Below are 25,716 nucleotides of genomic sequence, written 5' to 3'. Positions count from 1 at the left end.
GAAGAGAGAAAGAAAAAACCGAGCCCACCGTATCCGGGAATTCCAGATTTGTAAAGCCCACACACGAAGCTGGACTGCAGTTCGCGTGGTTGCGAGCACGTTTCGGACGTCGACCGGGAGATCCTCGGCGCCGCGTCGGGAGGTCCCCAAGGGGGTGGAAAGTAGAGGTACCGGTCGCGGGCCGCGGGTGGTGTCACGACGTCATCACAGGCGTCACGGCGCCGTGACATCCCGCTGTCATACCGGCGTTCCACCGTGGCGTCGGCTCTCGTCGATCGCCGCGAGATCACGTGTGCGCCGACGTGGCACGGGCATTGCGAACGGACGGGCAAAACCAAACGCCGCCGATAGAGCGGCGAAATCGCGTCACGGCAGGAGCCCGACAACCATGCAAACCACTTTCCTCATCGCGTATCGATGGCGTGCTGCGTCCCTCCTCGTTGCCTCCGCCCTCCTCGGCGGCTGCGTCGCTTCTTCCGAGGCGGGGGACGTCCCCGCGGACCTCTCCGCGCCGAGCGAGGTCGCGTCTGCGGAGGACGAGCTCGCGGCCGTCCTGCCTCTGCCCGACGGGGCCGAGGTGCGCTTTTATGCGCACGAGGACGGCAGCTTCAGCGTCGTCGAGGTGGGGGATGCGAAACACAGGACGGTCATGAAGCGCCCGGAGTTCGCCGAGGCGACCGCATTCGACCTGTTCCACGCGCTCGCGGCGCCGGAGCAAGAGGCCCCCCGCGGCCTCGTCGCGTATCACGAGGTGATGCGCGCCGAAGCGACGCGGGCGTCGAGCATCGACAGCACGCTCTTGCCGCAGGGCTGGCTCCTGAAGGACCTCCAGACGGCGGCGCCCCAGCCCCAGAGCTTGCTCTCCGCTTGTGACGAGAGCATCGAGACCTTCGTGTGTGACGACGGAGGGACTTCGTATCCCGACGGTCCGGGCTGCTTCGCTTCCGCGACGGGCGTCCTGGCGTGGTACGACAACAACGATTCGATGCGCCGTTACCGCACGGGTTTCTGCACGACCGGCACCGTCGAGGCGGACATCACCTATAGCTACTCCGGCCCTGGCGACTGCATCGTGTTCAGGCCGCTGTTCATCTTGCGAGACGGCCTCTATTCGAATACCAACTGGCAATACTGGTGGAGTGGCCCGAGCGGGGCCACGCCTCGGGGATACTCCAACCGCGTCGAGTACGTATCGGGCGCCGGTTTCGCGTGGGGCGTGCGGGAGAAAGAACACACGTCCTCGTCCTGCACGATCTGAGGCGCGGCCCCCCCCCGCGACCCCTCGCCCGGCCCGCCGGCGGTTCAACCCGCCGCGGGCGCGGGCGTGTCTTCGTTCGAGCCTTCGTTTTGCCGCTTGACGCGCCTCGAGTTGAGCGCGGGGGCGCGCTCCTCCCAGTCCTCTTCGTGGAAATAATGGGCGACCATTTGCAGGCGCGCGTGGCCCCGGACGAGCAGGGTGGCGAAGCGGTTGCGGAGGTCCACGGCATTGCTGGGGCCGGACGAGGGCTTGTTCGGGGCATCCGCGGGCCTGAGGGTCGCGACGAGCCAGGAGCCGACCGTCGCGGCCTCGTCGATTTGCGCGACCGTGAGCGGGTGCTTGCCGTCGATGGCTTGCGCGTGTTTGCGGAAGAAGGCCGCGAGGGCGACACAATCCTCGGCGCGATCGCGGAGGCCTCGCCCGGCGGCGATGACGTCGACCTCGGCTTGCGGGACGAGGCCATTCTCGGCGAGGCCCCTGGCGACGGTCAGGAGCTTTTCGCGCAGGTCACGCGCGAGGGAGAGCTTCGCCCGGATCTGCGATTCGTTCGGAATCTCCTGCTCGACGACGAGCGCCGCGTACTTCGTGGCGAGGGCGAGCTCGGGCAGGGCGAGCAAGGCGGCGAGGTTGACCTTGGGCAGGTGGGTGGGGATTGCCGCCTCGTTGTCGTGAACGACCTTCATGCAGGTCGAGACGTTCACGAGGGCGAGGTCGGGGTCGACGCGGTACGGCAGGACCTCGGAGGCAGGCAGGGCCTTCGCTGCGAGGAGGTGCTTTTCGTAGGCTTTCTGGAGATCAGGCTCGGTCATGAAGTGGGGCTCCGGCTGAAATCGAAGTTGGAGTGTGGGGGACTGTACAGGAAACTTCGGTTTTGCGACAAGAGCTTCGGGGGAGGGAAGGCCAAGTCAGAACACGATCTGAGAAGGAGGACGGTGGAGGGGAGGCAAAGGTAAGATGTTCTACGAAGGGGGACGGTGAAGGGAAGGGCAAGTCAGAACCGGTTCTGACGAGAGGTTCGGTGGAGGGAAGGCAAAGGTAAGATGTTCTACAGAGGTGGACGGGGGAGGGAAGGGCAAGTCAGAACCGGTTCTGACGAGGGGGACGGGGGAGTGAGGGGTGAAGTCAGGGGCTGTCGGGGAGACGGACCACGCTGCGCCGCGGGTTGAGGAGGTTTCCCCGCGCGACGATGGCTCCGGCTTCCGCGAGGGCGATGAGCCGGCGGGCAAAGAGGCGGACGTGGAGGCTGTCGGCCGGGTAACTGCCGAAGTCAATCGCGTCGCCGATGATGCGCGCAGCCTTCAGGTATCGATGGCTGAGCTGTTCGAGCAGCGCCGCGTCGACGGCCGCGATACCGGCCTCCCCGAGCTGCTCCGCGAGCGCGACCTCCTCTTCGTCGGGAGCGTCGGCGATGGCCGGTGACGATACGGGCGGCTCGTCCTCCTGCTCCTTGGGCGGCGGAAGGCTCTCCCCACACATCACCAGGAGGTCTGCTTTTGTTCGAATCTTGGGCCCGAAGTTGACGTAGTCATCCCGCAACTGTGAAAGGTCGGCCAGCGCCTCGGCCTTTTTGCCCAACTGAATGAATGCCTCGGCGCGCCGGAAGTGGAGTTCATCGCGCAAGTAATTCTTGTTGAGCTCGTCAGAGAGGACGAGCCCTCGGCTGAAGTCGGCCACGGCGCTCTCATGGTCGCCTGTTCGGAGCGCGTATTCGCCTCGCTTGTAGAACAGCGACAGCCCCTTGGGGTCGAGCTCTATCGCCCGCGTCATGGCTGCCATGGCGGCGGCATGATCGTCCCTCTTATCGTAGGCGTATGAAACCGTGTCCCAGACGTCCGCGTCCTCGGGATACTGCTCGGCGAGCCTGACGGCATCCTCGAACCCGCTCGGGTCTTTCTTGCGAATACGATATCTGATGTTCCTGATGATACGGTCCAGATCTTCGCTCATCAGAATCTCCTTCCGGGCCGGGATTTGCGCGCGAAGGCAAGAGGCCGCCGCGCCGGGGCGCTGCCCCGGACCCCGCGGGGGCTGTTCGCCCCTCGACCCGAACCAGGGCAAGCCCTGGACCGGGGGTTGAAAAACTGCGCTCCGCGCAGTTTTTCAAACAGGCCGACGTAGAGGCCAGGGCGCCAGCAGAACCAGCCGCGCGGCTGTCTCGGTTGGCAGGGTCGTTGTTGGTCTTGACTGCGGCTGTTCGATGAACTGCGCGGAGCGCAGTTCATCGACAAAAGGTCCAGCGCCTGCGCTGGTCCGGGTCCCGGGGCGGAGAGCCCCGGGTGGGGCCTGGGGCAACGCCCCAGCGAAGCGCCCCACAGATGAGACCAATGCTCAGCCCATGCGCCCATCCCCCCGCTTCCGGCAGGAGAGTACCCAAACCGGCAGAGGCGCGGAAGAGGGCAAACCGGCGCGAGAGGGGGCCCGGGGTCCCCGTCCGCCACCCTGACGCACCGCTTCCTCCCGCCTCGGTTTTCCCGTACCCTTCCCCTCGGAGACCAGCACGGGATGGCGCAGCCGGATCGGGACGATCAACGAGGGGCCCTCGAGCTCGTGGTGTACGCCGCGGGGGACGAGGCCGCGGCCACCGCCCTTCCGCGCAAGGGCGCCGTCACCATCGGCCGCGGCGAGGGCAACGACGTGCGCATCGACGACGCCTCCGTCTCCCGCCGCCACGCCGTCCTCCACGTCGGCGGTGTCCTCCGCATCGAGGACAAGGGCAGCGCAAACGGCACCTTCGTCCGCAAGGGCGACGACAAGGGCGCCGCCGCCGAGACACGCAGGGTCCATCGCGCCCCCGGCGAGACCTTCGACGTCGAGCTTGGCGACTGCATCGTCCTCGGCTCCGTCATCGCCGTCGTCCGCCGCGCCCGCCAGGAAGAAGGCCCCCACAAGGCCGCCGAGGACCCCCGCAGGAGCAACACGAGCCGCGTGATCGTCGAGGATCCAGGCATGCGCGCGCTCCACGAGGAGGCCCGCAGGGCCGCAGGATCGCCGTTCAACGTGCTGCTGCTCGGCGAGACGGGCGTGGGAAAGGAGATCCTCGCGCGATCCATTCACGAGGCCTCGCCGCGGCGGAACAAACCCTTCGTCGCCGTCCACTGCGCCGCGCTCAGCGAGACGCTGCTCGAGAGCGAGCTCTTCGGCCACAAGAAGGGATCGTTCACGGGCGCCACCGAGGACAAGAAGGGCCTCTTCGAGGCCGCGGACGGCGGCACGGTGTTGCTCGACGAGATCGGCGAGCTCTCGCCTTCGGTGCAGGTGAAGCTGCTGCGCGTGCTCGAGGATCGCGCCGTCCTGCGGATCGGCGCCGTCGCGCCGCGGCCCGTCGACGTGCGGTTCATCGCGGCGACGAACCGGGATCTCGAGGCCGAGGTCGAGCGTGGCGCCTTCCGGCAGGATCTCTTCTACCGGCTGAACGGCATCACCCTCGTCGTGCCGCCGCTCCGGCAGCGCACGGCCGAGATCGGCGAGCTCGCCGCGTTTTTCCTCGCGGACGCGTGGAGGAAGCTCGACCGAAAGGGCACGCCGTCGCTCGCGGCGGAGGCGCGGGCGCTGCTCGAGCGGCACCCGTTCCCCGGCAACGTGCGCGAGCTGAAGAACGCCATGGAGCGAGCCGCGGTGCTCTGCGCCGGTGATACCGTCCTGCCCGAGCATCTGCCGCCGCGGATCGCGCGGCCATCGGGGTCGCCGCCCGCGCAGGGCCCCGCGCCGGCCCCCGCGGCGCCGACGTCGACGCAGCGGATCACCGAGTCGGACGTCGGCGAGGCAGAGGAGCGGCTCGACGAGCGGCAGCGGATCCTCGACGCGCTGGAGAAGTGCGCCCACAACCAGACTCGCGCGGCCGAGATGCTGGGGATCTCGCGGCGGACCCTGGTGACGCGGCTCGAAGAGTACGATCTGCCGCGACCGAGGAAGAGGTGAGGCGGCGATGGCAGCGCAGAGCAGGTTGTCCCATCGGCTGATCGTGGGCCTCTTCTGCGCAAGCGTGCTGATGGGCGCGCGCGGGGACGGGGCCGGCGGCACGAACGAGCCGGCGGCGCTCCGGCCGGAGACACCCGCGGGTGGCGCCGGCGGCAGCGGCCCGATCTGTGAAGGCGAGTTCCGGCGCTGCAAGAACAACCCGACGCGGCTCTGCGATTGCGGGTACATCTGCCCGGACGAGGATTGCCTGCCCGCGCCGCCGAACTGCGAGAAGGACGAGGATTGCCCGAGCGGAGAATGCGCGGGGGGCAAATGCAGGTGCCAGACGGGCCCCGGGATCGACCAGTGCAACCCGCAGGTGCCGGACAAGCATACCTATACGTGCAGCGCCGAGAGCTTCTGCGTGCAGCTCCCCGATCAATGCAACGAGGAGGGGGCGGAGTGCGGCGAGGACGGGATCTGTCGGCGCTCGCAGTGTTACGAGCGTTGCTCGTCGGACCTCGATTGCCCCCTGAGCCTCGTGTGCAAGGAGGACCGGTTCTGCGGGCCCGTGATGGTGCCGGACGGCCCGCCGGCCGCGTATGCGTGCGCGGCGCGCGGCGGGGAGGGGAAGAGCGCGGCGTGGTTGTTCGTGCTCGTGGTGATCGCGGCCGGGTTCAGGGCAAGAAGCCGAAGGTGAGCTGAGGGATCCAGAGCTGCATGAGGCCGTGCGCCGTCTGCAGCCCTTGCCCCGAGACGTCGGCCAGGGTCTCCGGCGCGCAGGCGACGCCATTGTCACCGGTCGGCGGGCACGGGGCCTGGGCGTCGAAGACGCGGCCCTCGAAGACGTTGCCCTGCGCCAGGAAGAGGACGTAGCCGAGCGACAATCCCACCCGCAGGCGGCGGAACTTCGCCTCGATGCCGATCTCGGGCATGAAAAACGTAGGCGCCGAGCGGAGGACCGTGCTCGTGCCCGCGAGGTTCAGGTTCGAGGCGTGGCCACGATCGTCCCGCCCGACGCCGCTCACCGGGTCGGAGGATTGCGCGGCGACGAGGCCGAGGGAGCCGCGGAAGAGGGCCCGCCAGCGCGGCCCGAGGTCGAGCCGATAGCCGATCGCCGGCCCCATGAACGGGCCACGCAAGGAGAGGTCGTGCGAGAGGGTATACGTGACGGTCGACATGCCCGAGGGGAGCGGGACGTCACGCGTGATGGTGCGGGAGAATCGAGAGTCCACCGAGAAGAAGCCGGTGAAGAGCTCGATGGAGACGTTGTTCGCCGTGATGTATCCGCCGCGCGCGCCGGCGAGGAAGCCGAATGCGAAGGGGCAATGGTCCGTGCAGCCGCTCTCGGCGTCGCGCTCGGCGTTGCTATCCATGGAGCCGCCGAGCGCGGGGCCGCCGAAGGCCTGCGCGAACCAGCCCTCCGAGCGCTTGGGGCGCGGGGGGACGGGATCGGCGTCGACCACGATACGCAGCGATTCCCCCGGCGGCAGGTCGTGATCGAGCAGCACGGCCCTGCGGTTGACGCGGACGGTGTGGCGGCCGGGGGGCAGGTAGAGCGGGCATTCGCGCGGCAAGGAGCCGAGGTCCTTGCCGTCGACGAAGAGGGCCCCCTCGCCGTCGATGACGTGCAGCGTGGCCACGGCCTCGCGCAGGCGCCGGACGTCGTCGATCATCGCCTTTTGCTCCTCGGGCGTGAGCTCGCCGCGAAATCGATCGAGGACCTCCTCGTACAGGGGGATCGCCTCGGCGGCGCGGCCGAGCTTGTCGAGGCAAACGGCGGCGTTTTTCGTGTTCGATTTGCGCGGGAGGATCTCGCGGGAGGCGAGGTAGCGGGCGAGCGCGCGCTCGAGCTTGCCCTCGCCCTCGAGCGCGCGGCCCTCCTGGAAGAGGCGCTGGGCCTGGGAGCGGTCCTCGGGGGTATGTGCGCGGGCAGGGGGGTAGGGGCCACAGGCGAGGGCCTCGCGCGCCGGGAGGAGCGCGGCGGCGGCGGCGAGCACGAGGAGGCCGATGCCGATGGCGTGGCAGGGGGCGCGCATCCCTAGAATTCCTCGTCCGGTTTCGTCTCGGGGCCCTGCGGGGCCGCCGGCGCAGCCATGGCGGGGTCGGCGCCCGTGGAGGCCGGCGCGGCGTTCGCCGGGGGCTCGGAGGGGCTCGCCGGGGTCGTGGTCGTCGCGGGCGCAGGAGAGGCGGGCGCGGCGGGCTTCAGGCCCGGGTTCGCGCCCGGAGCGACGTTCGCGAGCACGGGCGGCGGCGCCGGCGGGGCCTGGGGCGCGGCCGTCCCGGGCGCGGGCTCGGTGGGCCCGGAGAGCGTCTTCTGGATGCGCTCCTGGAGCGCCTCGTTGAGCTGCGCGGTCGCGCGGATCTCCTCGAGGAGCTTGGCCTTCTCGCGATCGTTTCGCTCGGCCGCGGCGCGGTCCTTCTGCTCGCGCTCGAGCTTCTCCTGAGCCGCGCGCTCCTCGGCGCGCACGGCCCGCACGTACCCGAGGCCGCCGACGACGATCGACGCCGCGACGATCGCCCCCGCGATCGCCGCGAGCATCGCCGCCCGCCGCGAGACACGCGCGCTCGTCTGGATGAAGCGCTCGGCCGCCGGCGACAAACGCACGGCGCCGCTGCGGGCGAGCTCCTTCGCGAAATCGAGCCGCCGCCCGCGGAGCAGCGTGACGCTCTCCGGGTCGCGGGTGAAGCGCGCGGCGTCACGCTCGATCTCCTCGGCGAGCAAACGATCACCCTTCGCCTCGCCGATCCACGAGGCGAGCCTGCCCCAGCGCGAGAGCAGCGCCTCGTGCGCGAGCGTCACCGGCGCGCCCGGCCCCTCGGCGGGCACGACGAGCCGCGCCTCGCAGAGCGCGTCGATCACGCGCCGCGCCTCGGGCCCCGCGATCGCGGCGAGCTCGTCCCCGCTCATCACGCGCCGCGTGCCTTCGGCCGTCGTCAGCGCGAGCAGGACGGCGCGCGCCACGTCGATCGAGCCGGTGACCGCCTCCTCCATCGACGCGAGCACCGTCTCGGCGTGCCGCTCGAGCGCGCCCTCGACGCCGCCGACGGCCTCGAGCGCCGAGCGCAAGAGCTGCTTCTTCTCCGTGTCGCGCGCGCTCCAGAGCTCGGTGAGCGCGAACTCGACGAGCGGCATGGCGCCCGCGGTGGCGTCGATGCCCGCGAAGAGCTCCTCCGCGAGCGCCGCGTCCTCGAGCGCGTAGCCGTACGAGGCGAGGGCGCGCTCGACGCTCTCGCGCCAGTACGTCGGCGAGAGGGGCTCCACGCGGCAGAGGCCACGCGCCATCGTGTTGCCGAGGTCCCCCATCGCGAGGAGCAGATGCAGGAGATCCCCACGCGCCGCGACGATCACGCGCACGCCGGGCAAGGGCTGCGCGCCGATACGCACGAGCAGCGCGGCCGCTTCTTCGCGGCTCTCGCGGGAGGAGGTGGTCACGAGCTCTTCGAGCTGATCGACGAAGAGCACGATGCCCCGATCTACTTCGCTCGCGCGCCTCGCCATGGCCTCGCAGAGCGGGCCCGGCGCGAGCGCGGCGGCGCCCGGGAGGAAGGGCTCGAGCGCGGCGGCGATCGCGGCGCGAGGATCACGGCCAGGCTCGGCGATGGCTGTGTCCCAGGCCTCGGGCCAGGCCGAGAGCGCGCCCTCGGCGAGCGCCGGCAAGAGGCCCGCGCGCGCGAGGCTGGATTTGCCGCTGCCCGAGGGGCCGACGAGCGCGACGAGGCCGCGGCCGCGGCAGAGCTCGATGGCGGCGGCGATCTCGGCGGTGCGGCCAAAGAAGACGTCGCGGTCACGCGCTTCGAAGCGGCGCAGGCCGCGGAACGGGCCCTCGTCCTCGTCGGGCAGGACACGCGCGCGGCCCGCGAGATCGCGCCGGATCTGCTCGAAGTGGTGCGCGACCCACGAGGCGCGCGGGGGCCTGTCTTCGGGGCGCGGCGCGATCAGGTGGTCGATGAGCGAGGCGAGCGCGCGCGGGACACCCTCGCAACGAGCGGCGAGGGGCAGGGGCGCCGCGTAGCCGGTGAGGACGCCGGGATCGAGCGCGCCGTTGCCGCCGAGGCGCTCGGCGGGCAGCGCGCCGGAGAGGCAACGGTGGAGCGTGACGCCGAGCGCGTAGAGATCACTCGCAGCCGAGGGAGGCGCGCCTGCCCCGAAGACCGCGGGATCGATGTAGCCGTACGTGCCCGTGATGCGGCCCGAGATACGCGCGGTCGCCGCGAGCGCGCGTGGCGTCTGGCCGTCCTCCGGCCCCGCCGGCACGAGGTCCACGGAGGACGGGCTCGACGACGCCGAGGCGATCCCGAAATCGATGAGCTTGTACGCGCCGCCGGCCTCCTCGACGATGTTGCTCGGCTTCACGTCGCGGTGCACGAGGCCCGCGCCGTGCACCGCGGCGAGCGCCGAGGCGATGGCCACGCCGACACGCAGCGTCTCGTCGACGGAGAGCTTCCCCTCGGCTTCGAGCCTGTCCTCCAGCGATCGGCCGGCGACGTGTTCCATCGCGAGGCCCATGACCCCGGCGGCCTCGTCGATCGCGAGCGCGTAGAAGCGCACCACGTTCGGGTGCTCGACGCGGCAGAGCGCGCGCGCCTCTTCGAGGATGCGGCTCCGATCGGTCGCGTCGACGTCGAGCGAGAAGAGCTTGACCGCGGCGGTGCGCAGCTCGGCCTTGCCGTAGGTCTCGCGCGCGAGCCAGACGGGCGCGTAGCCCCCTGCGCCGAGCTGTTCGACGAGGACGAACGGGCCGATGCGCCTCTGCTCCGGGGGGCGCGTGATCAGGCTCGAGAGGGCCGGGTCGAGGGTCTCCAAGGGAAATTCGGGGGCGAGCGCCGTGGGGGTCACGGAGCGCGCGGCCCCGAGGATGCCCGACCCGCGTCGAGGCGTAAAGGGAAGGCCCGTGAGGGAGCCTGCAGGAGGCCTTTCCTTGCATGCTCGGCGCGCGGTAGCATCGGATCGCCGATGGCCTCGATGCTCTTCTCCACGCGCTTCCTTCGCCGCCTCGTGCCCCTCGCGGGTGCGCTCTCGCTCGCCTGTGTCGGCTGCGCCGAGACCACCTCGGGTGATCTCGCGATGATGGAGATCCAGAAGCTCCGGGCCGAGGCGCGCGCGAACGAGATGCGGCTCGCGGCGATCGAGGGGCGGCAGATGTACGTCGCGCAGCAGCTCTCCGTGCTCGCCGGCGTCATCGGCGAGGTGGGGCGGGAGGCCGGGGCGCGGGCCGAGTCGACGGCGCGGCGGCAGGACGAGCTCGCGCGGCACGTCGCGCAGGTCGAGCAGGAGACGATCGCCGAGCGGGAGCGCGCGCGCGCGGCGGCAGAGGCGCCGCAGTCGATCGCGGCGCGGGCGCAGGCGATGATCGACGGGGGGCAGATCAAGGCGACGGTGAAGAACGGGAAGACGAAGCTCGAGGTGGTGGGGGGAGCGTCGGCCTCGGCGCCGACCGCGCCGTCGCCTCCGTCGCGGCGCCTGGAGCTCGAGGACCCGTGGGCCGCGCAACGCAAGCCGACCGCGCCTGCGTCGCCGCCGGTCAAGCCCCCGGGGCGGCGGATGTCGGACGATCTAGGTTTCTAGGCGCTGCCGCCGGACGACGTCCACATCGTCGGCGTCGTGGCCGCCTCCGGCGCGTCGGTGAGCCCGCGCAGGACGCGGAGCGCGTGTGACAGCGTGCCCCAGAGCGCCTCGTAGGCGGCGGGCTCGAGCCGGATCGAGGTCGCGCCGAGGTGGATCGAGATCACGTTGCACTGCGGGCAGTGGTCGACGCGGGCGATGGGGCCGCGCGAGAGCGTCACGGGGGCGCAAGGGGAAGCCTTCGCGGGACAAGACATGGGCATGCTCCTGTGGGCCTGGGCTCGGTTGTCGGGCTCGTTGATAATGAAAGTGATGTTCAATATCGATACAGGGCCGAGCGCGAGCTGTCAAGCGATCTCACGCGGAGGCTTGTTGATGGACACCGGCGAGGGAGGACCCGAGGAGGATCCCGAGGAAGAGCGCGGCGAGCCAGGAGATGCGACGCTTCGGCAGGGCTTCGAACGTGAACATCGGCGCCACCGGACGGGCGACCGGGGACGGGGCGGCCGGGGCTTGCTCGGGGCAGGTCGGACAGATAGGGTCGAGTGTGCAGCAACACCGCCTCCCCGACGTCGCCGCGGCCACCTTGCTCTCCCTCGCGAGCCGTTGCCACGCGAGGGGCTGGGCCCAGGCGACGAGCGGTAATTTTTCGGTGCGGCTCGACGCTCGTCGCTTCGTCATCACGAAGAGCGGGCTCGACAAGGGCGCGCTCCGCGCCGAGGACCTGCTCGTCGTCGATCTCGACGGCAACCCCCTCACCGACGGCCGTCCCTCGGCCGAGACGCCGCTCCACGCGCAGGTCTACCGGCGAAGGCCGGGCATCACCGCCGTCGCGCACACCCACTCCGTCGCCGCCACGGTCCTGTCCCGCGCCCTGCTCGCCGAGGGGTACGTCGTGCTCTCCGGCTTCGAGATGCTCAAGGCGCTCGTGGGCATCGACACGCACGAGACCGCGATCCGCCTGCCCATCTTCCCGAACGAGCAGGACGTCCAGCGCCTCGCCACGCAGGTCGACGCGGAGCTCGGCGGCGACGACTGCGTGTACGGCTACCTCCTCGCGGGACACGGCCTCTACACGTGGGGCACGAGCGCCGGCGAAGCCGCGCGGCACGTCGAGGCGATCGAGTTCCTCCTCGAATGCGTCCTCCACGGGCGAAGGTGAAATGGATTGCGATCTTCCCGACGATTCGCGGCTTCCTGACACGGAATCTTCGCCGTTCTGTAATAAAACCGAACGAATTGGTAACGACTCCGCGACCGAGCCGTAACATGTTCGTCACGCGAGGCGCCTAGGGTCTGCGCACCCATGTCGCTCGCCCATTTCGCCGCGCGCGCGGCCCTCGCCGCGGCCTCTTGCCTCACGCTCTTCGCCGCGCGTCCTGCGCTGGCGGACGTCCCCGCGGCGCCCCGATCCGACGTCGCGATGGCGACGCTGCCCGAGAAGCCCGCGAAGGCAAAGTCGCCGCCGCCGGACGTGATCGCCCCCCAGGTGACGGTCCCCGCGGCCATACCCGCGGCGCCGAAGCCCGGCGAGGCGGCCGGCCAGGCCACGAAGAACTGGTACGACAGGATCAAGATCCGCGGCTACACGCAGGTCCGCTACAACCAGCTCGGCGCGACGAACGAGCGGCTCGTCAACCTCCAGGGCGATCGTTCGATCGGCAAGGACGGCGGCTTCCTCATCCGCCGCGCCCGCGTCATCCTGTACGGCGACGTGCACGAGCGCGTCTCCGTCTACCTGCAGCCCGATTTCGCGAGTGTCGTCTCCGACCAGTATCACTCCCTCGTGCTCCGGGACTGGTATGCGGACATCTTCCTCGACAAGAAAAAGGAGTTTCGTTTCCGCGTCGGTCAGTCGAAGGTCCCGTACGGGTTCGAGAACATGCAATCGAGCTCGAACCGCGCGCCGCTCGATCGCTCGGACGCATTGAACAGCGCCGTCAAGGACGAGCGGGATCTCGGCGTCTTCTTTTACTGGGCGCCGGATCGTATCCGCAAGCGATTCAAGTCGCTCGTCGACCAGGGGCTCAAGGGCTCGGGGGATTACGGCGTCGTCGCGCTCGGCGCGTACAATGGCCAGACGGCGAACCAGAAGGAGCGCAACTCGACGCCCCACGTCGTCGGGCGCGTCACCTGGCCCTTCCAGATCGGCCGCCAGATCGTGGAGCTCGGCGCCGGCGGGTATGCGGGCAAGTTCGTCGTGAAGACCGCGGGCGACGTGGAGGCGCCCGGCGAGATGCGCGACGTCCGCGCGCACGCCTCGTTCATCCTGTATCCGCAGCCGATCGGCCTGCAGGCCGAGTACAACATCGGCCGCGGGCCCGAGCTCGTGGACGGCCGCGTCGTCGAGCGGCCGCTCCACGGCGGCTACGCCATGGCCATGGTCAAGCTCGGAGACTTCCTGCCCTACGTGCGCGGCGTGCTCTACGAGGGCGGGCGCAAGTTCGAGACGAACGCGCCGCGGTACAGCGTCCGCGAGCTCGAGATGGGCCTCGAGTGGCAGCCCATCTCGGCCCTCGAGCTCGTCGCGGCCTACGTGTTCGCCGAGCGCACGCACCCCGAGGCGCCCTACCCGCAGGAGAGCGGGCGCCTCGTCCGCCTGCAGGCCCAGTTCAATTATTGAGCGACGGCCCCGTCATCGAGGCGGAGCGAGCTTGCGGACGAGCCAGTCCGCCACCTCGCGCATCACCTCGTCCCGGTTCGTCTCGTTGAACAGCTCGTGACGCGCGCCCGGGTAGACGCGGTAGGTCACGTCGCGCAGGCCCGCCTTCGCGTACACGTCGAGCAGGCCGCGCAGGTTCTTCGTCCGCTCGTGGACCGGGTCCTCGGCGCCGGCGAGCACGTAAAACGGCAGGTCCTTCGGGATGCGGGCGAGGGCGTCCGGCCCCGCGAGCGTGGGCATCGCGGAGAGGAGCTGCACCCATAACGCGGTCGTGACGGAGAAGCCGCAGCGGGGGTCGTTCACGTACTTGTCGACCTCGGCCGCGTCGCGCGTGAGCCAGTCGTAGGACGTGCGGTTCGGGCCGAAGGAGCGGTTCCACGCGTCGAACGACATCCCCTGCAGCACCTGGCTCTTGCCGTGCTCGCCGAGCCGCGCGCGTTCGGCCTTCGCCACGAGCACGCCCGCGCGCGCCATCAAGCTGGGCGGGCCGTTCGTCCCCGAGAGGAGGACGGCGGCGAGCTTCGTGCCCTCCTCGGGCAGGACGGCCTGCGCGATGAGCGACCCCATCGAATGGGCGACGAGGGCCTGCGGCAGGCCCGGGTGCGCGGCGCGGGCGCGGGCGAGCAGGCCGCGGAGATCGGCCTTGACGCGGCCGAAGCCGTCGCCGGGCCCGAAGTAGCCGAGCTCGTCGTCGCGCTGCGCGGTGCGCCCGTGGCCGCGGTGGTCGTGGGCCTCGACGAGGAAGCCGCGCGCCGTGAGCACCTCGGCGAGGCGCGTGTAGCGGCCGCCGTGCTCGCTCATGCCGTGCGAGATGTGGACGAGCCCCACGGGCTTCGTGGCTTCGTCGGGGGAGAAGGCGTGCACGAAGATCGGCTTGCCGTCGTCGGCGATCCATTCGAACGAGGAGGTACGCATGCGGGCGGCGGCCGTTCTACACATGGTCCCGGGCGGATGGGAAGGCCGAGTGTGTCCGGGGCGAGATGCGTGCGTCCGTGAAAGAACACTTGCGGTGCACCGGATTTCCCGGTAGAGGCACGCCCGCCCGATCTTCCGAGCTCGCCCCCGTGTGGCGCTCTCGCCCCGTTCCCCGGGGGGCTCGGATCGTGCAGAGGAGCAGGTAGACCCCGCGATGCGATCCAAAACAGCCGATCCGACCGATGCGCAACGCAGGCCCCGCCGTGGTCGTGAGAAGTGGGTACGGCGGTGGGGCCGGATCGAGCGGGACGATCTCGAGGCACTCGTGGCAGAGCTCGAAGGCGGCGACGAAGTCGAAGAGACGGTGGCCGCTTCGGCGGCGTGGCTCGACGCCATCTCCAGGGTGGCGGGGGCGATCCTCTGTGGCGCGAACCTCGTCACGGAGACCTACCTCGTGGGGCCTCTGCCGACAGGCGAGGATCCTGCGAAGTTCGGATGCAAGAGCGTCCGTGACGGGCGGATGATCGAGGTGTTCCAGGCGTTCGACGAGGGCGGGCTCGACGAGAGGGGCCCGTACGCCGTGACGCATCGGGAGCGCGATTGGTCGGCGTTCGGCGCGGCGCGCGCATTCGTGGATTCGGTCGGGCCGAAAAACGCGCTGCTCGCGCTCCAGGCCTGGACCGAGGCGAAGACGGGTCAACGCACGGCGCCGCGCGCGCGGCCGCCCTTCGTCATCGAGGTTGTCCGAGCCTGACAATCCGGGACGAACCTCTCCCTCTCAGAGAGCGTAGTCGAACAGGCACCGCGTGATCGGGACGCCCACGTCTGCCCAGACGTAGAGGTAATACTTCGTGCCCGGGACGAGGTTCGCCGGGGCTCCGCTCGCCGGATACCCTTGTTTCGCATCCGGCAAAATCTCTCCGTAAGTGATACCACTTTTCACAGGCGCCGCGCTCGCGGCGACGTCGAGGCGCCAGATCGTCCCCTGGGGCAGGTCAAGGTTGGGCGGCGCGCCGGGGTTCTTGGCGTCCGCCGATAAGACGTAAACGTAACGGGCTTCGCCGCCGCTCCACGTGATTTTGCCTGCGGCGTCCACGCCCTCCCCGCCCGTGCAATCGCTCGGCACGTAAAGGCTCTGCTCGTAGAGCGGGCCGCCGAACGGGGTCTCGTTCGCGAAATCTTCCTTCTTGAAGCCGCGGCGCAGGAGCTCTCCCTCGAAGAAGGCGACCATACGCGCGGGATCGGTGGTGGGCAGGCCGGCGACGTCGCGCGAAAAACCATTGTTCTCTTCCGCCGGGTAAGCGCCGAGCGCGTCCGAGGGGACCCAGCCGGCGGCGAGGGCGAGGCCCGTCGGATAAAAGCTGTCGGTCCAGATGGGCCCGGCCTCGATGTACCAGTTCGACGGACCCTCGGCGGGCGCGGCCTTCTCCGAGTGACAGCACACGCAGCCGCACGCCTCGACCTCTTTCGTGACCCAGGCGAGCTCGTCCAGCCATTGCGGGTCGGACAGGCGCGGGTCGCCCTCGGGGGTCTTGAAATCGGAGGGCGGCGCGGACCAGTACGGGCGCTGCGTGAGGACAGGCTCGCACGACGCGTAATCGGTGAACTTGCGCCCGGGCTCGGTGCAGCCTGCGATCGAGCCAAACGTGCAGACCTTGCCGCCGCTCTGTCCAGCCGGCTCGCCGGCCTTCGGGTCGACACACGCCAGGGTGGGCCACTGAAAGACGCTGCCCTCCGTGCCAATGCCGCCGCCCGTCTCGTCGGTCACGCCCTCGCAGGCGTCGGGCTCGAACGTGCCGCCGCCGAAGAGCTCGCAGCCGCGTTTCGTCGAGGCGCACTGGCTCGTGTCGTCGCCGGGCATGACGATGGCGTATTCGTCCTCGGTCCCGCCCTCGAGCACGCATCGGCCGAGCGTCGTCTCGTACGTGCAGCGCTCGTCGTTCGTGAAGGTGGACGCCTGCAGGGCCTTGCAATCGGCCTCCGCGGCCTCCGCGGACCAGCCCTCGCCGGTGTAATCGCGGCACTCCTCGGCCTGGGTGAAGGGGCTCGTGTACACGCAACGACCGGGCTGCACGAAGGCCGGCGGCGGCGCCTCGGGGGCCTTCTCCTCGGCCTTCTCACAGGCGGCGAGCCCCCCGAGGGACGAAACGAGGAGCGCAGCGCCCAGCATCACGTGAGGTGAACGGAGGAGCTCTTGCTTCACGGTCGATACTCCTGAACGTGGTGTTCGAAGGGTTGTTGTTGAAAGTTTGTTCGCTCACCGTTTTGTCCGGCGAACGTTCTAGGTAATATCGTTTGTTCATGTATTGTGCAAGCTTCGTCCAATCTTTTGTGTAGAACATGTGGCACAACGTACGTGTTGTCCAGGTTCGGCACACGCGTGAGGGCTGGAGCAAATGTGATCCAACACGCGCACCGCGCGTCGAGCGGCGACGGGAGCTAGGCGGGGAGATGTGAGGGGAGCGGGAGCGGGGCGGGGGGTGTGGTCAGCGCGAATCGAGGCGGCGGACGCGCGCCCAGACGCCGCCTTTGGGCCGGAGCGTGGCGAAGGTCTCGGGCTCGACGTCCCGGGGCTCGACCTCGAACGACAAACCACGCATCAACGTGGCGAGCACGACGGGCCCCTCCATCAACGCGAAATGGTTGCCGATACACACGCGAGGCCCCACGCCGAAGGGGATCCACGCCGACTTCGGGCGCCTCGCCTCGTTCTCCGGGGTGAAGCGAGCCGGATCGAACCGATCCGGCTCGGGATGGCAATCGCGGCGCAGGTGCATGCCATAGACGTTGACGAAAAAGATGGTGCGATCCGGGAAGGCATGGCCGCCGATCTGCACGGGCTCGAGCGCGCGCCGCGGGAGCACGATGACGGGCGGATAGAGGCGCAGCGCCTCCTTGAAGACCCGCGTCGTGTAGGCGAGTTTTTCCGGGTCGTAGGACGTGGGGCCGTCGGGGCCGAAGGCGTCGGCCTCGGCCTGCACCTTCGCGCGCGCCGCAGGATCCCGCGCGAGCAAATAAAACGACCAGGCGAGCGCCGTCGCCGTGGTCTCGTGCCCCGCGATGAAGAGCGTATTGGCCTCGTCGCGGACCTGCTTGTCGCTCATGCCCTCGCCGCCGAGATCGGCGTCGCGCGCCTGGAGCAGCCGCGTGAGCAGATCCTTTCGATCGGCCGGATGCGCGCGGCGCTCGTCGATCATGGCATGAATACGTCCGTCCAGGACCTCGAGCGCGCGCCGGACGGTGGGATCGTGCCGGCCGGGTATCAAGACCGGCCCGTCGAGCGCGGCGCGGACGCGGGCGCGGACGTCGTCGAGGAAAGGGGGGAGCTTGCCGTCGAGGGATTCGGTCATCTCCAGCGCCGCGAGCTGGATGGCCATGAACGGCGTCGCCAGGCGATCGTTGACCCAGCCGAGCGCGATCGTGAGCGCCTCGCCGAGCTCGTCGGCCTCGTCGAAGGTGCGCGCGTCGAAGAGGGCGCGGCCGACGACGCTCATCGCGATCCGCGTCGTCTCGGCCGCGAGGTCGACCCGATCGCCGTCCCGGAGCCGCTCGCGGGCGCGCAAGGCCTCGCCGTTCATGGCGCTCACGTAGGTCTGGAGCTGCGTCGGGTGAAAAAGCGGCGAGAGCAAGCGGCGCTGGCGCTTCCAGAGATCCCCCTCGCTCGTGAAGAGGCCCTGGCCCGCGAGATCGTGGAGCAGGATCCGGATCCCCGGCGACTTCTCGAAGCTCCGCGCCTTCTCCACCAGCATCTCGTGCGCGGCCGCGGGCGCGTTCACGAAATAAATGGGCCGGTGGAGCATCCGGGTCGCGACGACGTCGCCGAGCTCGGCGACGCGCCGAAAAAAGGGCAATCGATCGTACTGGAGCTGGTGGCCGTGGCCGAGGAAGTTCTCGCCGGGGGCCGTGGGGATCACCGTCGCGCTCATGAAAACCTCTCGCCTCCCGCCCCCGTGAGGGGGATCCTGCGGATACAGGTCAATCGGGCATCGATTCTTCCGGCCGCGGCGTGGCCCATCCGAGGTGTTGCCCCCCGTCGACCGCGATCATCTGCCCCGTCACGGCGCGCGCCGAGAGCAAAAATCGCACGGCGTCACAGACGTCCTCGGGCGTGGCGCCGCGGCCGAGCGGCATCCTCGCGCATTGCGCGGCGAACTGCTCCGGGGTCTGCCGCGTGCTCGGCAAGGTCGGCCCGGGGCCGACGGCGTTCACGCGGATGCGCGGAGCGAGCGCGAGCGCGAGCGACTGCGTGAGCGCCCAGAGCCCGGCCTTGCTCACGGTATACGTCGTGTAATGGGGGCTCAGGTTCCAGACGCGTTGATCGAGCACGTTCACCACCGCGCCCTCGTCCCCCTCGGGCAGGCCCCGCGCGAATTGCTGCGTGAGCACGAACGGCGCCCGCAGGTTCGCCTCCATGTGCAGATCCCAGCTCGCGCGCGTGGCCGTCTCCGGCGTGTCGTACTCGAACGTCGAGGCGTTGTTCACCAGCGCGACGATCGGCCCCACGAGGCGCGCCGCGCGCTCCACGAGCGAGCTCGTCTCCGCCTCGTCCGCGAGGTCCGCTCGGACCGCCGCCGCGCGCCCGCCGGCCGATTCGATGGCCGAGACCAGGGCCTCCGCCTCTTCACGCGAGCGGTGGTAGTGAACCGCGACGGAGAAACCGTCCCGCGCGAGGGACATCGCAATCGCGCGACCGATACGTTTTCCTGCGCCGGTGACGAGGGCCGCCTTGCTCATTGGACCACCTCAGCGCTCGTCGTAGGTCGCGACGGCCGTCTCCGTCTCGTAAAAACGCACCGCCGTGACGGGCACGCCCTGGGCGCGCAGATGATCAAAAATGAGCTTGGCGAAATTCTCGGCGCTCGGATTGACGGAGAGCGCCACGAAGGTCTCGCCCGCCTCCTTCAGGAAGGGAATGACGGGGTCGTCCTCCCGCAGGATGAGGTGGTGGTCGAACTGCGAGAGGATCCAGTCCTTGCCGGCCTTCTCGATGTCGAAGAAGTCCACGACGAACCCTTTGCGGTCGAGCGCGGGCGCGGAGATCTCGATCTCGACGCGGGCGTTGTGGCCGTGGATGCGAGCGCACGGGCCCTCGTAGTCCAGCAGGCGGTGGCCATAACAAAACCGCACTACTTCGGTCACGCGGAACATGAGAAGGGCGAGATACCGCGCCCACCGTCCCCCGTCAACCTCGGGTCCCGAGGGGGACGCCTCGCGTCCGTGGTTTCCGCTCGGGGCTTCGCATGGACAAGCCATGCTTCGCCCCGAACCCCTCTCGGCCAGGCGGAGCCCGGCCGATTCACCCCCTAGAGGCGATCTCGCTGCGCGATCTCGCGCGCTCCGCGGGACAACATGAGCCTGGCGTTCCGCTCGTCCCGGATCTATAGCGCTCCCGGGATGCGCCCTTGACCGATCTCGTGACGTTTTTCTTCGTCGCCCTTTCGGCGGTCTTCTTCGTGGTCGACCCGATCGGCGTCGTGCCGATTTTCCTCGCCATCACCGCCAACGATCCGCCCGAAAAGACGCGCCAGATGGCGCGCCGCGCCTGCCTCACGGGCTTCCTGATCCTCACGACGTTCGCGATCTTCGGCGGCGTCATTTTCAAGATCTTCGGCATCAGCCTGGGCGCCTTCCGCGTGGCGGGCGGGCTCCTGCTCATGCTCACCGCGCTCGACATGCTCCGCGCCAAGCGTCCAGGGACCCGCACCTCGCCCGAGGAGACCGAGGAGAGCGCGCGCAAGGAGGACGTCGCGCTCGTGCCCCTCGCCATGCCCCTGCTCGCCGGGCCAGGCGCGATCGCCAGCGCCATGGTCCTCATGTCCCAGGGCAACACGAGGAGCCTCGTCTACGCGCTCCCCGTCCTCCTCGCCATCACGATCACGTTTGTCGCGGCTTATTTCATCCTGCGCGCGGCCCCGCTCGTGCAACGCGCGCTCGGCAAGAGCGGCGTGGCGATCCTCGAGCGCGTGATGGGCCTCATCCTGGCCGCCATCGCCGTGCAATTCGTCGCCGACGGCGCGCGTGATCTGCTGCGCCCTTGACGCTCGCCTCGCCTCCATGTCTCCTCGATGGATCCTTTCTTGGGAGGAGGCATGACATGATCGGTCGGCGTGGGACGATTCTCGGATTGGGCCTCTCGGCGCTCTTCGCGCTCGCGGGGTGCCCCGATCAGGTGGCCGGCGGCGGCACGGGCGGCAGCGGAAACAGCGGCGGCAGCGGCGCGGGTGGCAGCGGCGCGCAAGGCGGAGGCGGGCCCGCGGCGTGCGTCGCGGCGACGAAGCTCGACCTGCTGCTCGCGATCGACAATTCGCGCAGCATGGCCGACAAGCAGAACATCCTCGCCCTGGCGATCCCGGACATCGTGCAGGGGGTCGTGAACCCGCCCTGCATCGGCCCGTCGGGCGCGCCCTCGGCGACGCAGCCGAGCGGGCCCGACGAGGCCTGCCCCACGGGGTCCTCCCGCGCCTTCGAGCCGATCTCGGACATCCACATCGGCGTCATCAGCTCGAGCATCGGCGGACACGGCTCGGATTCGTGCCCGAACGTGGATCCGAACAGCAAGGAGTGCGCGCCGAACCCGAACACGACGAACAACGACCGTGGTCACCTGCTCGCGCGTACGAATGCATGTGGCGGCGCGCAGGCGCCGACGTACACGAACAAGGGCTTCCTCGCCTGGGATCCCGAGCAGAAGCTCGATCCGCCGGGCGAGGACCAGATCGACGACGGTATGGGCGGCGGCCTCGTGCCCACGCTGCGCGACATGGTCCTCGGCGTCGGGCAGATCGGCTGCGGCTACGAGTCGCAGCTCGAGAGCATCTACCGATTCCTCGTGGATCCAGAGCCCTACGAGACCATCTCGGTCGTCAACAACAGGGCGATGCCGGAGGGCATCGACACGGTGTTGCTCCAGCAACGCGCGGAGTTCTTGCGGCCAGACTCGCTCGTCACCGTGCTCATGTTGACCGACGAGAACGATTGCTCGACGAAGGAGTACGGGCAGTTCTATTACGTGAACCAGCTCCGCATCGGGGCGACGAACGTGCGTATGCCACGCGCGCGGAAGGAATGCGTGCTCCACCCGGACGATCCGTGCTGCAAATCATGTGCACAAGATCCGGGGGAGTGCGCGCCCGATCCGTCGTGCCAGACCCCGGACGGCGAGCTTTCGCTCTACGACGCCGAGGAGGACGGCGTCAACCTGCGCTGCTGGGATCAAAAGCGCCGCTTCGGCATCGATTTCCTCTATCCGATCGACCGGTACACGCAGGCCTTCACCGAGCACCTGATCCCGAATCGCGCCGGCGATCTCGTCCCGAACCCGCTCTTCTCCGACCTCGACCCGACCGACGACCTCACGGACGTCCGCGGGCCCGCGAAGGTCCTCGTCACCGGCCTCGTCGGCGTGCCCTGGCAGGACGTGGCGCGAGACACGACCGACGCGTCAAAAGGCTTCAAGTCCGCGGCCGAGCTCACGGCGCCGATAGATGAGACCGGCTTCTCGACCTGGGACGTCATCATCGGCAGCAACCTGACGAACCACAAGTTCAAGCCGCTCGATCCGCTCATGATCGAGTCGGTCCAGAAGCGCGTCGGCACGAACCCGATCACCGGCGACGTCCTCGTCGACGCGACGACGCCGCACGCGAACCCGATCAACGGGCACGAGAGGACCATCTCCAACGACGACCTCCAGTACGCGTGTATCCTGCCGCTCTTGCCGGGCGAGCAGCGTGATTGCTCGATCCCGGACCTCACGGTCTGCGATTGCCGCGAGAGCGACAACGACAACCCGCTCTGCGCGCCCGATCCCGCGAACGGCGGGCAACACACGCTGCAGGTCCGGGCGAAGGCGTACCCGGGCCTCCGGCCCCTGGCGCTGCTCCAGTCGCTCGGCGATCAGGCGGTCGTCGGCTCGGTTTGTCCGGCGAACCTCGACGACACCACGTCGCCGGCCTACGGCTACCGGCCGATGGTGCGGTCCGTGCTCGAATGGCTCACGCGGCGGAGCTGCCAGAACGAAAAACCGTGATGGATGAAGGGAGGGAGCGCCCCGCGCGTCGGGGGCGCTCCCTTTCTCGTCAGGAGACGAGGATCTGCATCGGGCGCTCGATCAGCGCCCGCAGCGCCTTCAGGAAGGTCGCGCCGACGGCGCCGTCGATGACGCGGTGATCGCAGGAGAGCGTCATCGCGAGGCGGCGGCCGGGGACCACGGCGTCGCCCTTCACGACGGGCTCGCGCCGGACCTGACCGACGGCGAGGATCGCGCCCTCGGGCGGGTTGATGACCGCGGAGAACTCGTCGATCCCGTACATGCCGAGGTTCGAGATGGAGAACGTGCCGTTCGCCATCTCCTCGGGCTTGAGCTTCTTCGCCTTGGCGCGGCCCGCCAGCTCGCGGATCTCCGCGGCGATCGTGGTGATGCTCTTCCTGTCGGCGTCGCGCACGACGGGCGTGACGAGGCCCTCGGGGACCGCGACGGCGACCGAGATGTCGACGCGGCGGTGCACGAGGATCGCGTCGGGCGAATATTGCGCGTTGCACTCGGGGACGCGGCGCAATGCAATGGCGCAGGCCTTGACCAGCAGATCGTTGATCGAGATCTTGGTCGCGTCCTTGCCGGGCTCCGCGGCGGCGGCGAGCTCCGCGTTGATCTGCTCGCGCAGGGCATTGAGCGGATCCGCGTCGACGTCGATCGTCAGATAAAAATGCGGGACGGTCTGCTTCGACTCGACGAGCCTGCGCGCGATGGCCTTGCGCATCATGCTGAGCGGACGCACCTCGGGCGCGGCGAGCTCGCCCGGGGCAGGCGCAGGGGCGGCCGGGGCCTGCGTGGCCGCGGGCTGGGCAGGCGCGGCCGTGAGGCCGTCGAGGTCCCGCGCGACGATACGACCGCCGGGCCCCGACCCCGTGACCCCGGCGAGGCTCAGGTCCCGCTCGCGAGCGAGCTTCCGGACGTACGGAGACGCTTTGACGCGCCCGGGTTCGCCCGCGGGAGCGGGAGCAGGCGCGGGAGCAGGCGCGGGAGCGGCCGCAGGCGCCGGAGCGGGCTCGGCTTTGGGTGCCGGCTCGGCTTTGGGCGCGGGCGCGGCCTCGGCCTTTGGAGCGGGCGCGGGAGCCGGAGCACCACCACCACCGCCCACCTTCGCCAGGAGCGCGGAGACGTCCTCGCCGGGCGCGCCGATGATCGCCACCGGTTGTCCGAGGCGCACCATGCTGCCTGCGGGCGTGAGGATCTTGAGGATCGTGCCCTTGTCGAAGGACCGATACTCCATCGTCGCCTTGTCGGTCTCGACCTCGGCGAGCAGATCGTCGACGCCGATCGTGTCCCCTTCCTTCTTGTGCCAGACGCTGATCTGTCCCTCCTCCATCGTGGGGGACAGCTTCGGCATATCGAGAACCTTGGCCATGGAATCGGCTCCCCTCAGCCCTTTCGGTAGAGCACCTCGCGGACCGCGTCGGCGATCCGATCGGGTTGCGGCAGGACGTACTGCTCGAGCTTCGCGTTGTACGGCATGGGTACGTCGCGGAACGTGACGCGCAGGATCGGCGCGTCGAGCTCGTCGAAGGCGAGCCGCTGGATACGATCCACGATCTCGCCGCCCACGCCGCCGTACGGCCAGCCCTCGTACGTGAGCACCGCGCGGTGGGTCTTCTGCACGGTCCGCACGAGCGCTTGCTCGTCGAGCGGGCGGAGCGAGCGCAGGTCCACGACCTCCGCGTCGATGCCCTCTTTCTCGAGCTGCGCCGCCGCCTCGAGCGCCACGTGCACCGGGCGCCCGTAGGCGATGATCGAGACGTCCTTGCCCTCACGCGCGACACGCGCCTGGCCCATCGGCACGACGAAGTCCGGATCGTCCGGGACCTCGCCCTTCATGTTGTAGAGCGTCTCGCTCTCCATGAAGAGCACCGGATCGTCGTCGCGGATCGCCGCCTTGAGCAGGCCCTTTGCGTCCGCAGGTGTCGCGGGCGCGAGCACCTTGAGCCCGGGCACGTGTGCATAAAAATGCTCCATCGCGTGCGAGTGCTGCGAGCCCACCTGACGCGCCGATCCGTTCGGCGCGCGCAGCACGATCGGCACGTGGAGCTGGCCGCCCGACATCTGCCGGATCTTCGCCGCGTTGTTCAGGATCTGATCAAACGCGACGGCCGAGAAGTTCCAAGTCATGTACTCGACGATCGGCCGGAGGCCGACCATCGCCGCGCCGATCGAGATGCCCGTGAAGCCGCTCTCCGTGATCGGAGCGTCGATCACGCGCTTCGGCCCGAAGCGCTCGAGCATGCCCTCGCTCACCTTGTACGCACCCTGGTACGCGCCGACCTCCTCGCCGATGAGGTAGACGCGCTCGTCGCGCTCCATTTCCTCGATCATGGCGGCGCGAACGGCCTCTCTGTAGCGCATGACGCTCATCGCGCGAATGCTCCCTTGTAGGTGGTCGCCTCGAGCAGCTCGGGCCCCGGCTCGGGGCTCTCGTCGGCGAAACGCACGCAGTCCTCGATCTCGACCTCGATCTCGGCCTCGATCTTCTCCAGCGCTTCCTTGTGCCCTTTGCCCTCGAGCTCCGCGCGCGAGACCATCAGCGGATCTTTCTGCTTGCGCTCCTCGAGCTCGGCAGGCGTGCGGTACTTGCCGGGATCACTCATCGAGTGGCCGCGGAAGCGGTAGGTGCGCACCTCGATCAGCGTGGGCTCGCTCGTCTTGCGCGCGCGCTCGATCGCCTCGCCGATGCGGTCGTGGACCTCGAGCACGTGGTTCGCGAAGAACCGATCCCGCGCCATGCCGTAACCCACGGCCTTGAGCGAGACGTCCTCGACCGAGAGCGTGCGCGAGAGCGAGGTGCCCATCGCGTACTCGTTGTTCTCCACCACGATGACGATCGGCAACTTCCAGAGCGCCGCGAGCGACATGCCCTCGTGGAAGTCGCCGATGCTCACCGCGCCCTCGCCGAGGAAGACGATCGCCACGCGGCCGTCTTCGCGGTACTTCGAGGCGAACGCCGTGCCGACCGCGAGCGGGACGTGGCCGCCGACGATGCCGTAACCGCCGAGCATGTTGTGCTCGGCGTCGAAGAAATGCATCGACCCGCCGAGGCCCTTCGAACACCCCGTCACCTTGCCGAAGAGCTCCGACATCGCCGCGCGCGAGGTCATCCCGCGCGCGAGGGCGAGGCCGTGATCACGGTACGTGGTGATCGCGTAGTCCGTCGGCTCGAGGGCCGCGACCGCGCCGACCGCGACCGCCTCCTGGCCGATGTAGAGGTGGAGGAAGCCACCGATCTTGCCCTGCGCATAGGCGCGCGCCGCCTCCTCTTCGAAGCGGCGGATCTGGAACATCTTTCGATACAGCGCGAGATGTAGCTCGTCGGAATGTTGGCGCGTCGTGGTCATGAGGGTACCGCGGCCTCCCGGCCCGTGTGCGTG

22 protein-coding genes are annotated in these 25,716 nt (G+C 69.5%); 9 read left to right on the top strand and 13 right to left on the bottom strand.

Annotated elements, in window-relative coordinates:
• The first annotated feature begins 388 nt into the window (after positions 1–388).
• Positions 389–1,258, top strand: coding sequence for a hypothetical protein (locus GF068_RS02980; protein ID WP_153817749.1), 870 nt, complete (start codon positions 389–391; stop codon positions 1,256–1,258).
• Between the two features lie 44 nt (positions 1,259–1,302).
• Here GF068_RS02980 and GF068_RS02975 read toward each other — a convergent pair whose 3' ends face one another.
• Together GF068_RS02975 and GF068_RS02970 are read right to left on the bottom strand one after the other, a co-directional pair.
• Positions 1,303–2,067, bottom strand: coding sequence for a hypothetical protein (locus GF068_RS02975; protein ID WP_153817748.1), 765 nt, complete (start codon positions 2,065–2,067; stop codon positions 1,303–1,305).
• Positions 2,068–2,380: 313 nt separating this feature from the next.
• A complete protein-coding gene (locus GF068_RS02970) occupies positions 2,381–3,205 on the bottom strand; it encodes a tetratricopeptide repeat protein (protein ID WP_153817747.1) in 825 nt (274 codons plus the stop codon).
• Positions 3,206–3,760: 555 nt separating this feature from the next.
• Between GF068_RS02970 and GF068_RS02965 the strand changes: the two genes are divergently transcribed.
• Both GF068_RS02965 and GF068_RS02960 read left to right on the top strand, forming a co-directional pair.
• On the top strand, positions 3,761–5,176 hold the full coding sequence (locus GF068_RS02965) for a sigma 54-interacting transcriptional regulator (RefSeq protein WP_153817746.1): 1,416 nt from the start codon (positions 3,761–3,763) through the stop codon (positions 5,174–5,176).
• 7 nt (positions 5,177–5,183) lie between these two features.
• A complete protein-coding gene (locus GF068_RS02960) occupies positions 5,184–5,855 on the top strand; it encodes a hypothetical protein (RefSeq protein WP_153817745.1) in 672 nt (223 codons plus the stop codon).
• Here GF068_RS02960 and GF068_RS02955 read toward each other — a convergent pair.
• Together GF068_RS02955 and GF068_RS02950 are read right to left on the bottom strand one after the other, a co-directional pair.
• The gene (locus GF068_RS02955; protein WP_153817744.1) at positions 5,833–7,194 is read right to left on the bottom strand and encodes a tetratricopeptide repeat protein; all 1,362 of its coding nucleotides are present in this window, start codon (positions 7,192–7,194) and stop codon (positions 5,833–5,835) included. The two genes, GF068_RS02960 and GF068_RS02955, sit on opposite strands and share 23 nt — an antisense overlap.
• Positions 7,195–7,196: 2 nt before the next feature.
• Positions 7,197–9,962 carry a serine/threonine-protein kinase gene (locus tag GF068_RS02950; RefSeq protein ID WP_170319274.1) on the bottom strand — a complete coding sequence of 922 codons (2,766 nt, stop codon included), beginning with the start codon at positions 9,960–9,962 and terminating at the stop codon, positions 7,197–7,199.
• Between the two features lie 150 nt (positions 9,963–10,112).
• Here GF068_RS02950 and GF068_RS43315 point away from each other — a divergent pair, with 150 nt between their 5' ends.
• Positions 10,113–10,724: a hypothetical protein gene (locus GF068_RS43315; RefSeq protein WP_170319273.1), complete on the top strand. Its 612-nt coding sequence runs from the start codon at positions 10,113–10,115 to the stop codon at positions 10,722–10,724.
• Here GF068_RS43315 and GF068_RS02945 read toward each other — a convergent pair.
• A complete protein-coding gene (locus GF068_RS02945; RefSeq protein ID WP_153817742.1) occupies positions 10,721–10,942 on the bottom strand; it encodes a hypothetical protein in 222 nt (73 codons plus the stop codon). The genes GF068_RS43315 and GF068_RS02945 overlap by 4 nt on opposite strands.
• Positions 10,943–11,268: 326 nt before the next feature.
• Between GF068_RS02945 and GF068_RS02940 the strand changes: the two genes are divergently transcribed.
• Positions 11,269–11,883: a methylthioribulose 1-phosphate dehydratase gene (locus GF068_RS02940; RefSeq protein ID WP_338046186.1), complete on the top strand. Its 615-nt coding sequence runs from the start codon at positions 11,269–11,271 to the stop codon at positions 11,881–11,883.
• Between the two features lie 144 nt (positions 11,884–12,027).
• Complete coding sequence (locus GF068_RS02935) at positions 12,028–13,344, top strand: porin (RefSeq protein ID WP_153817740.1); 1,317 nt, start codon at positions 12,028–12,030, stop codon at positions 13,342–13,344.
• A 12-nt stretch (positions 13,345–13,356) separates the two neighbouring features.
• On the opposite strand, the gene GF068_RS02930 is transcribed toward GF068_RS02935, so the two are convergent.
• Positions 13,357–14,298 (bottom strand): alpha/beta fold hydrolase, encoded by a 942-nt coding sequence (locus tag GF068_RS02930; protein WP_153817739.1) that lies wholly within the window; start codon positions 14,296–14,298, stop codon positions 13,357–13,359.
• A gap of 325 nt (positions 14,299–14,623) precedes the next feature.
• On the opposite strand from GF068_RS02930, the gene GF068_RS02925 reads away from it, so the two are divergent.
• Positions 14,624–15,052: a hypothetical protein gene (locus GF068_RS02925; RefSeq protein ID WP_153817738.1), complete on the top strand. Its 429-nt coding sequence runs from the start codon at positions 14,624–14,626 to the stop codon at positions 15,050–15,052.
• Positions 15,053–15,076: 24 nt separating this feature from the next.
• Here the strand turns inward: GF068_RS02925 and GF068_RS02920 are convergent, their stop codons facing one another.
• The 4 genes from GF068_RS02920 to GF068_RS02905 form a co-directional block, all read right to left on the bottom strand.
• Entirely contained in the window at positions 15,077–16,501 is a 1,425-nt protein-coding gene (locus tag GF068_RS02920; protein ID WP_338046185.1) for a proteinase inhibitor, read from the bottom strand.
• A gap of 283 nt (positions 16,502–16,784) precedes the next feature.
• Positions 16,785–18,224 (bottom strand): cytochrome P450, encoded by a 1,440-nt coding sequence (locus GF068_RS02915; RefSeq protein WP_153817737.1) that lies wholly within the window; start codon positions 18,222–18,224, stop codon positions 16,785–16,787.
• Positions 18,225–18,273: 49 nt separating this feature from the next.
• The gene (locus GF068_RS02910) at positions 18,274–19,032 is read right to left on the bottom strand and encodes an SDR family oxidoreductase (RefSeq protein WP_153817736.1); all 759 of its coding nucleotides are present in this window, start codon (positions 19,030–19,032) and stop codon (positions 18,274–18,276) included.
• Positions 19,033–19,041: 9 nt separating this feature from the next.
• Positions 19,042–19,446, bottom strand: coding sequence for a 6-pyruvoyl trahydropterin synthase family protein (locus tag GF068_RS02905; protein ID WP_170319272.1), 405 nt, complete (start codon positions 19,444–19,446; stop codon positions 19,042–19,044).
• A 254-nt stretch (positions 19,447–19,700) separates the two neighbouring features.
• Here GF068_RS02905 and GF068_RS02900 point away from each other — a divergent pair, with 254 nt between their 5' ends.
• Entirely contained in the window at positions 19,701–20,336 is a 636-nt protein-coding gene (locus GF068_RS02900; protein WP_153817734.1) for a MarC family protein, read from the top strand.
• 56 nt (positions 20,337–20,392) lie between these two features.
• Entirely contained in the window at positions 20,393–22,327 is a 1,935-nt protein-coding gene (locus GF068_RS02890) for a hypothetical protein (protein WP_170319217.1), read from the top strand.
• Between the two features lie 49 nt (positions 22,328–22,376).
• Here GF068_RS02890 and GF068_RS02885 read toward each other — a convergent pair whose 3' ends face one another.
• Genes GF068_RS02885 through pdhA form a run of 3 tightly spaced genes read right to left on the bottom strand, consistent with a single transcriptional unit; the run spans position 22,377 to position 25,683 of the window.
• Positions 22,377–23,705 (bottom strand): pyruvate dehydrogenase complex dihydrolipoamide acetyltransferase, encoded by a 1,329-nt coding sequence (locus GF068_RS02885; RefSeq protein WP_153817731.1) that lies wholly within the window; start codon positions 23,703–23,705, stop codon positions 22,377–22,379.
• Between the two features lie 14 nt (positions 23,706–23,719).
• On the bottom strand, positions 23,720–24,706 hold the full coding sequence (locus GF068_RS02880; RefSeq protein WP_153817730.1) for a pyruvate dehydrogenase complex E1 component subunit beta: 987 nt from the start codon (positions 24,704–24,706) through the stop codon (positions 23,720–23,722).
• A complete protein-coding gene (gene pdhA / locus GF068_RS02875) occupies positions 24,703–25,683 on the bottom strand; it encodes a pyruvate dehydrogenase (acetyl-transferring) E1 component subunit alpha (protein WP_153817729.1) in 981 nt (326 codons plus the stop codon). Before pdhA ends, GF068_RS02880 begins: the two co-directional genes overlap by 4 nt.
• Between the last annotated feature and the right edge of the window lie 33 nt (positions 25,684–25,716).

The sequence above is a fragment of the Polyangium spumosum genome (assembly GCF_009649845.1).
Classification (GTDB): Bacteria; Myxococcota_A; Polyangia; order Polyangiales; family Polyangiaceae; genus Polyangium; species Polyangium spumosum.
This window is presented reverse-complemented; position numbering and strand designations above follow the sequence as displayed.

Bases quoted from the DNA above. Each gene is read 5' to 3' on its own strand.
- GF068_RS02935 (WP_153817740.1), top strand. From the start codon at position 12,028: ATGTCGCTCGCCCATTTCGCCGCGCGCGCGGCCCTCGCCGCGGCCTCT.
- GF068_RS02905 (WP_170319272.1), bottom strand. From the start codon at position 19,446: ATGTTCCGCGTGACCGAAGTAGTGCGGTTTTGTTATGGCCACCGCCTG.
- GF068_RS02980 (WP_153817749.1), top strand. From the start codon at position 389: ATGCAAACCACTTTCCTCATCGCGTATCGATGGCGTGCTGCGTCCCTC.
- GF068_RS02960 (WP_153817745.1), top strand. From the start codon at position 5,184: ATGGCAGCGCAGAGCAGGTTGTCCCATCGGCTGATCGTGGGCCTCTTC.
- GF068_RS02970 (WP_153817747.1), bottom strand. From the start codon at position 3,205: ATGAGCGAAGATCTGGACCGTATCATCAGGAACATCAGATATCGTATT.
- GF068_RS43315 (WP_170319273.1), top strand. From the start codon at position 10,113: ATGGCCTCGATGCTCTTCTCCACGCGCTTCCTTCGCCGCCTCGTGCCC.
- GF068_RS02975 (WP_153817748.1), bottom strand. From the start codon at position 2,067: ATGACCGAGCCTGATCTCCAGAAAGCCTACGAAAAGCACCTCCTCGCA.
- GF068_RS02955 (WP_153817744.1), bottom strand. From the start codon at position 7,194: ATGCGCGCCCCCTGCCACGCCATCGGCATCGGCCTCCTCGTGCTCGCC.
- GF068_RS02910 (WP_153817736.1), bottom strand. From the start codon at position 19,032: ATGAGCAAGGCGGCCCTCGTCACCGGCGCAGGAAAACGTATCGGTCGC.
- GF068_RS02965 (WP_153817746.1), top strand. From the start codon at position 3,761: ATGGCGCAGCCGGATCGGGACGATCAACGAGGGGCCCTCGAGCTCGTG.
- GF068_RS02885 (WP_153817731.1), bottom strand. From the start codon at position 23,705: ATGGCCAAGGTTCTCGATATGCCGAAGCTGTCCCCCACGATGGAGGAG.
- pdhA (WP_153817729.1), bottom strand. From the start codon at position 25,683: ATGACCACGACGCGCCAACATTCCGACGAGCTACATCTCGCGCTGTAT.
- GF068_RS02915 (WP_153817737.1), bottom strand. From the start codon at position 18,224: ATGAGCGCGACGGTGATCCCCACGGCCCCCGGCGAGAACTTCCTCGGC.
- GF068_RS02880 (WP_153817730.1), bottom strand. From the start codon at position 24,706: ATGAGCGTCATGCGCTACAGAGAGGCCGTTCGCGCCGCCATGATCGAG.
- GF068_RS02930 (WP_153817739.1), bottom strand. From the start codon at position 14,298: ATGCGTACCTCCTCGTTCGAATGGATCGCCGACGACGGCAAGCCGATC.
- GF068_RS02890 (WP_170319217.1), top strand. From the start codon at position 20,393: ATGATCGGTCGGCGTGGGACGATTCTCGGATTGGGCCTCTCGGCGCTC.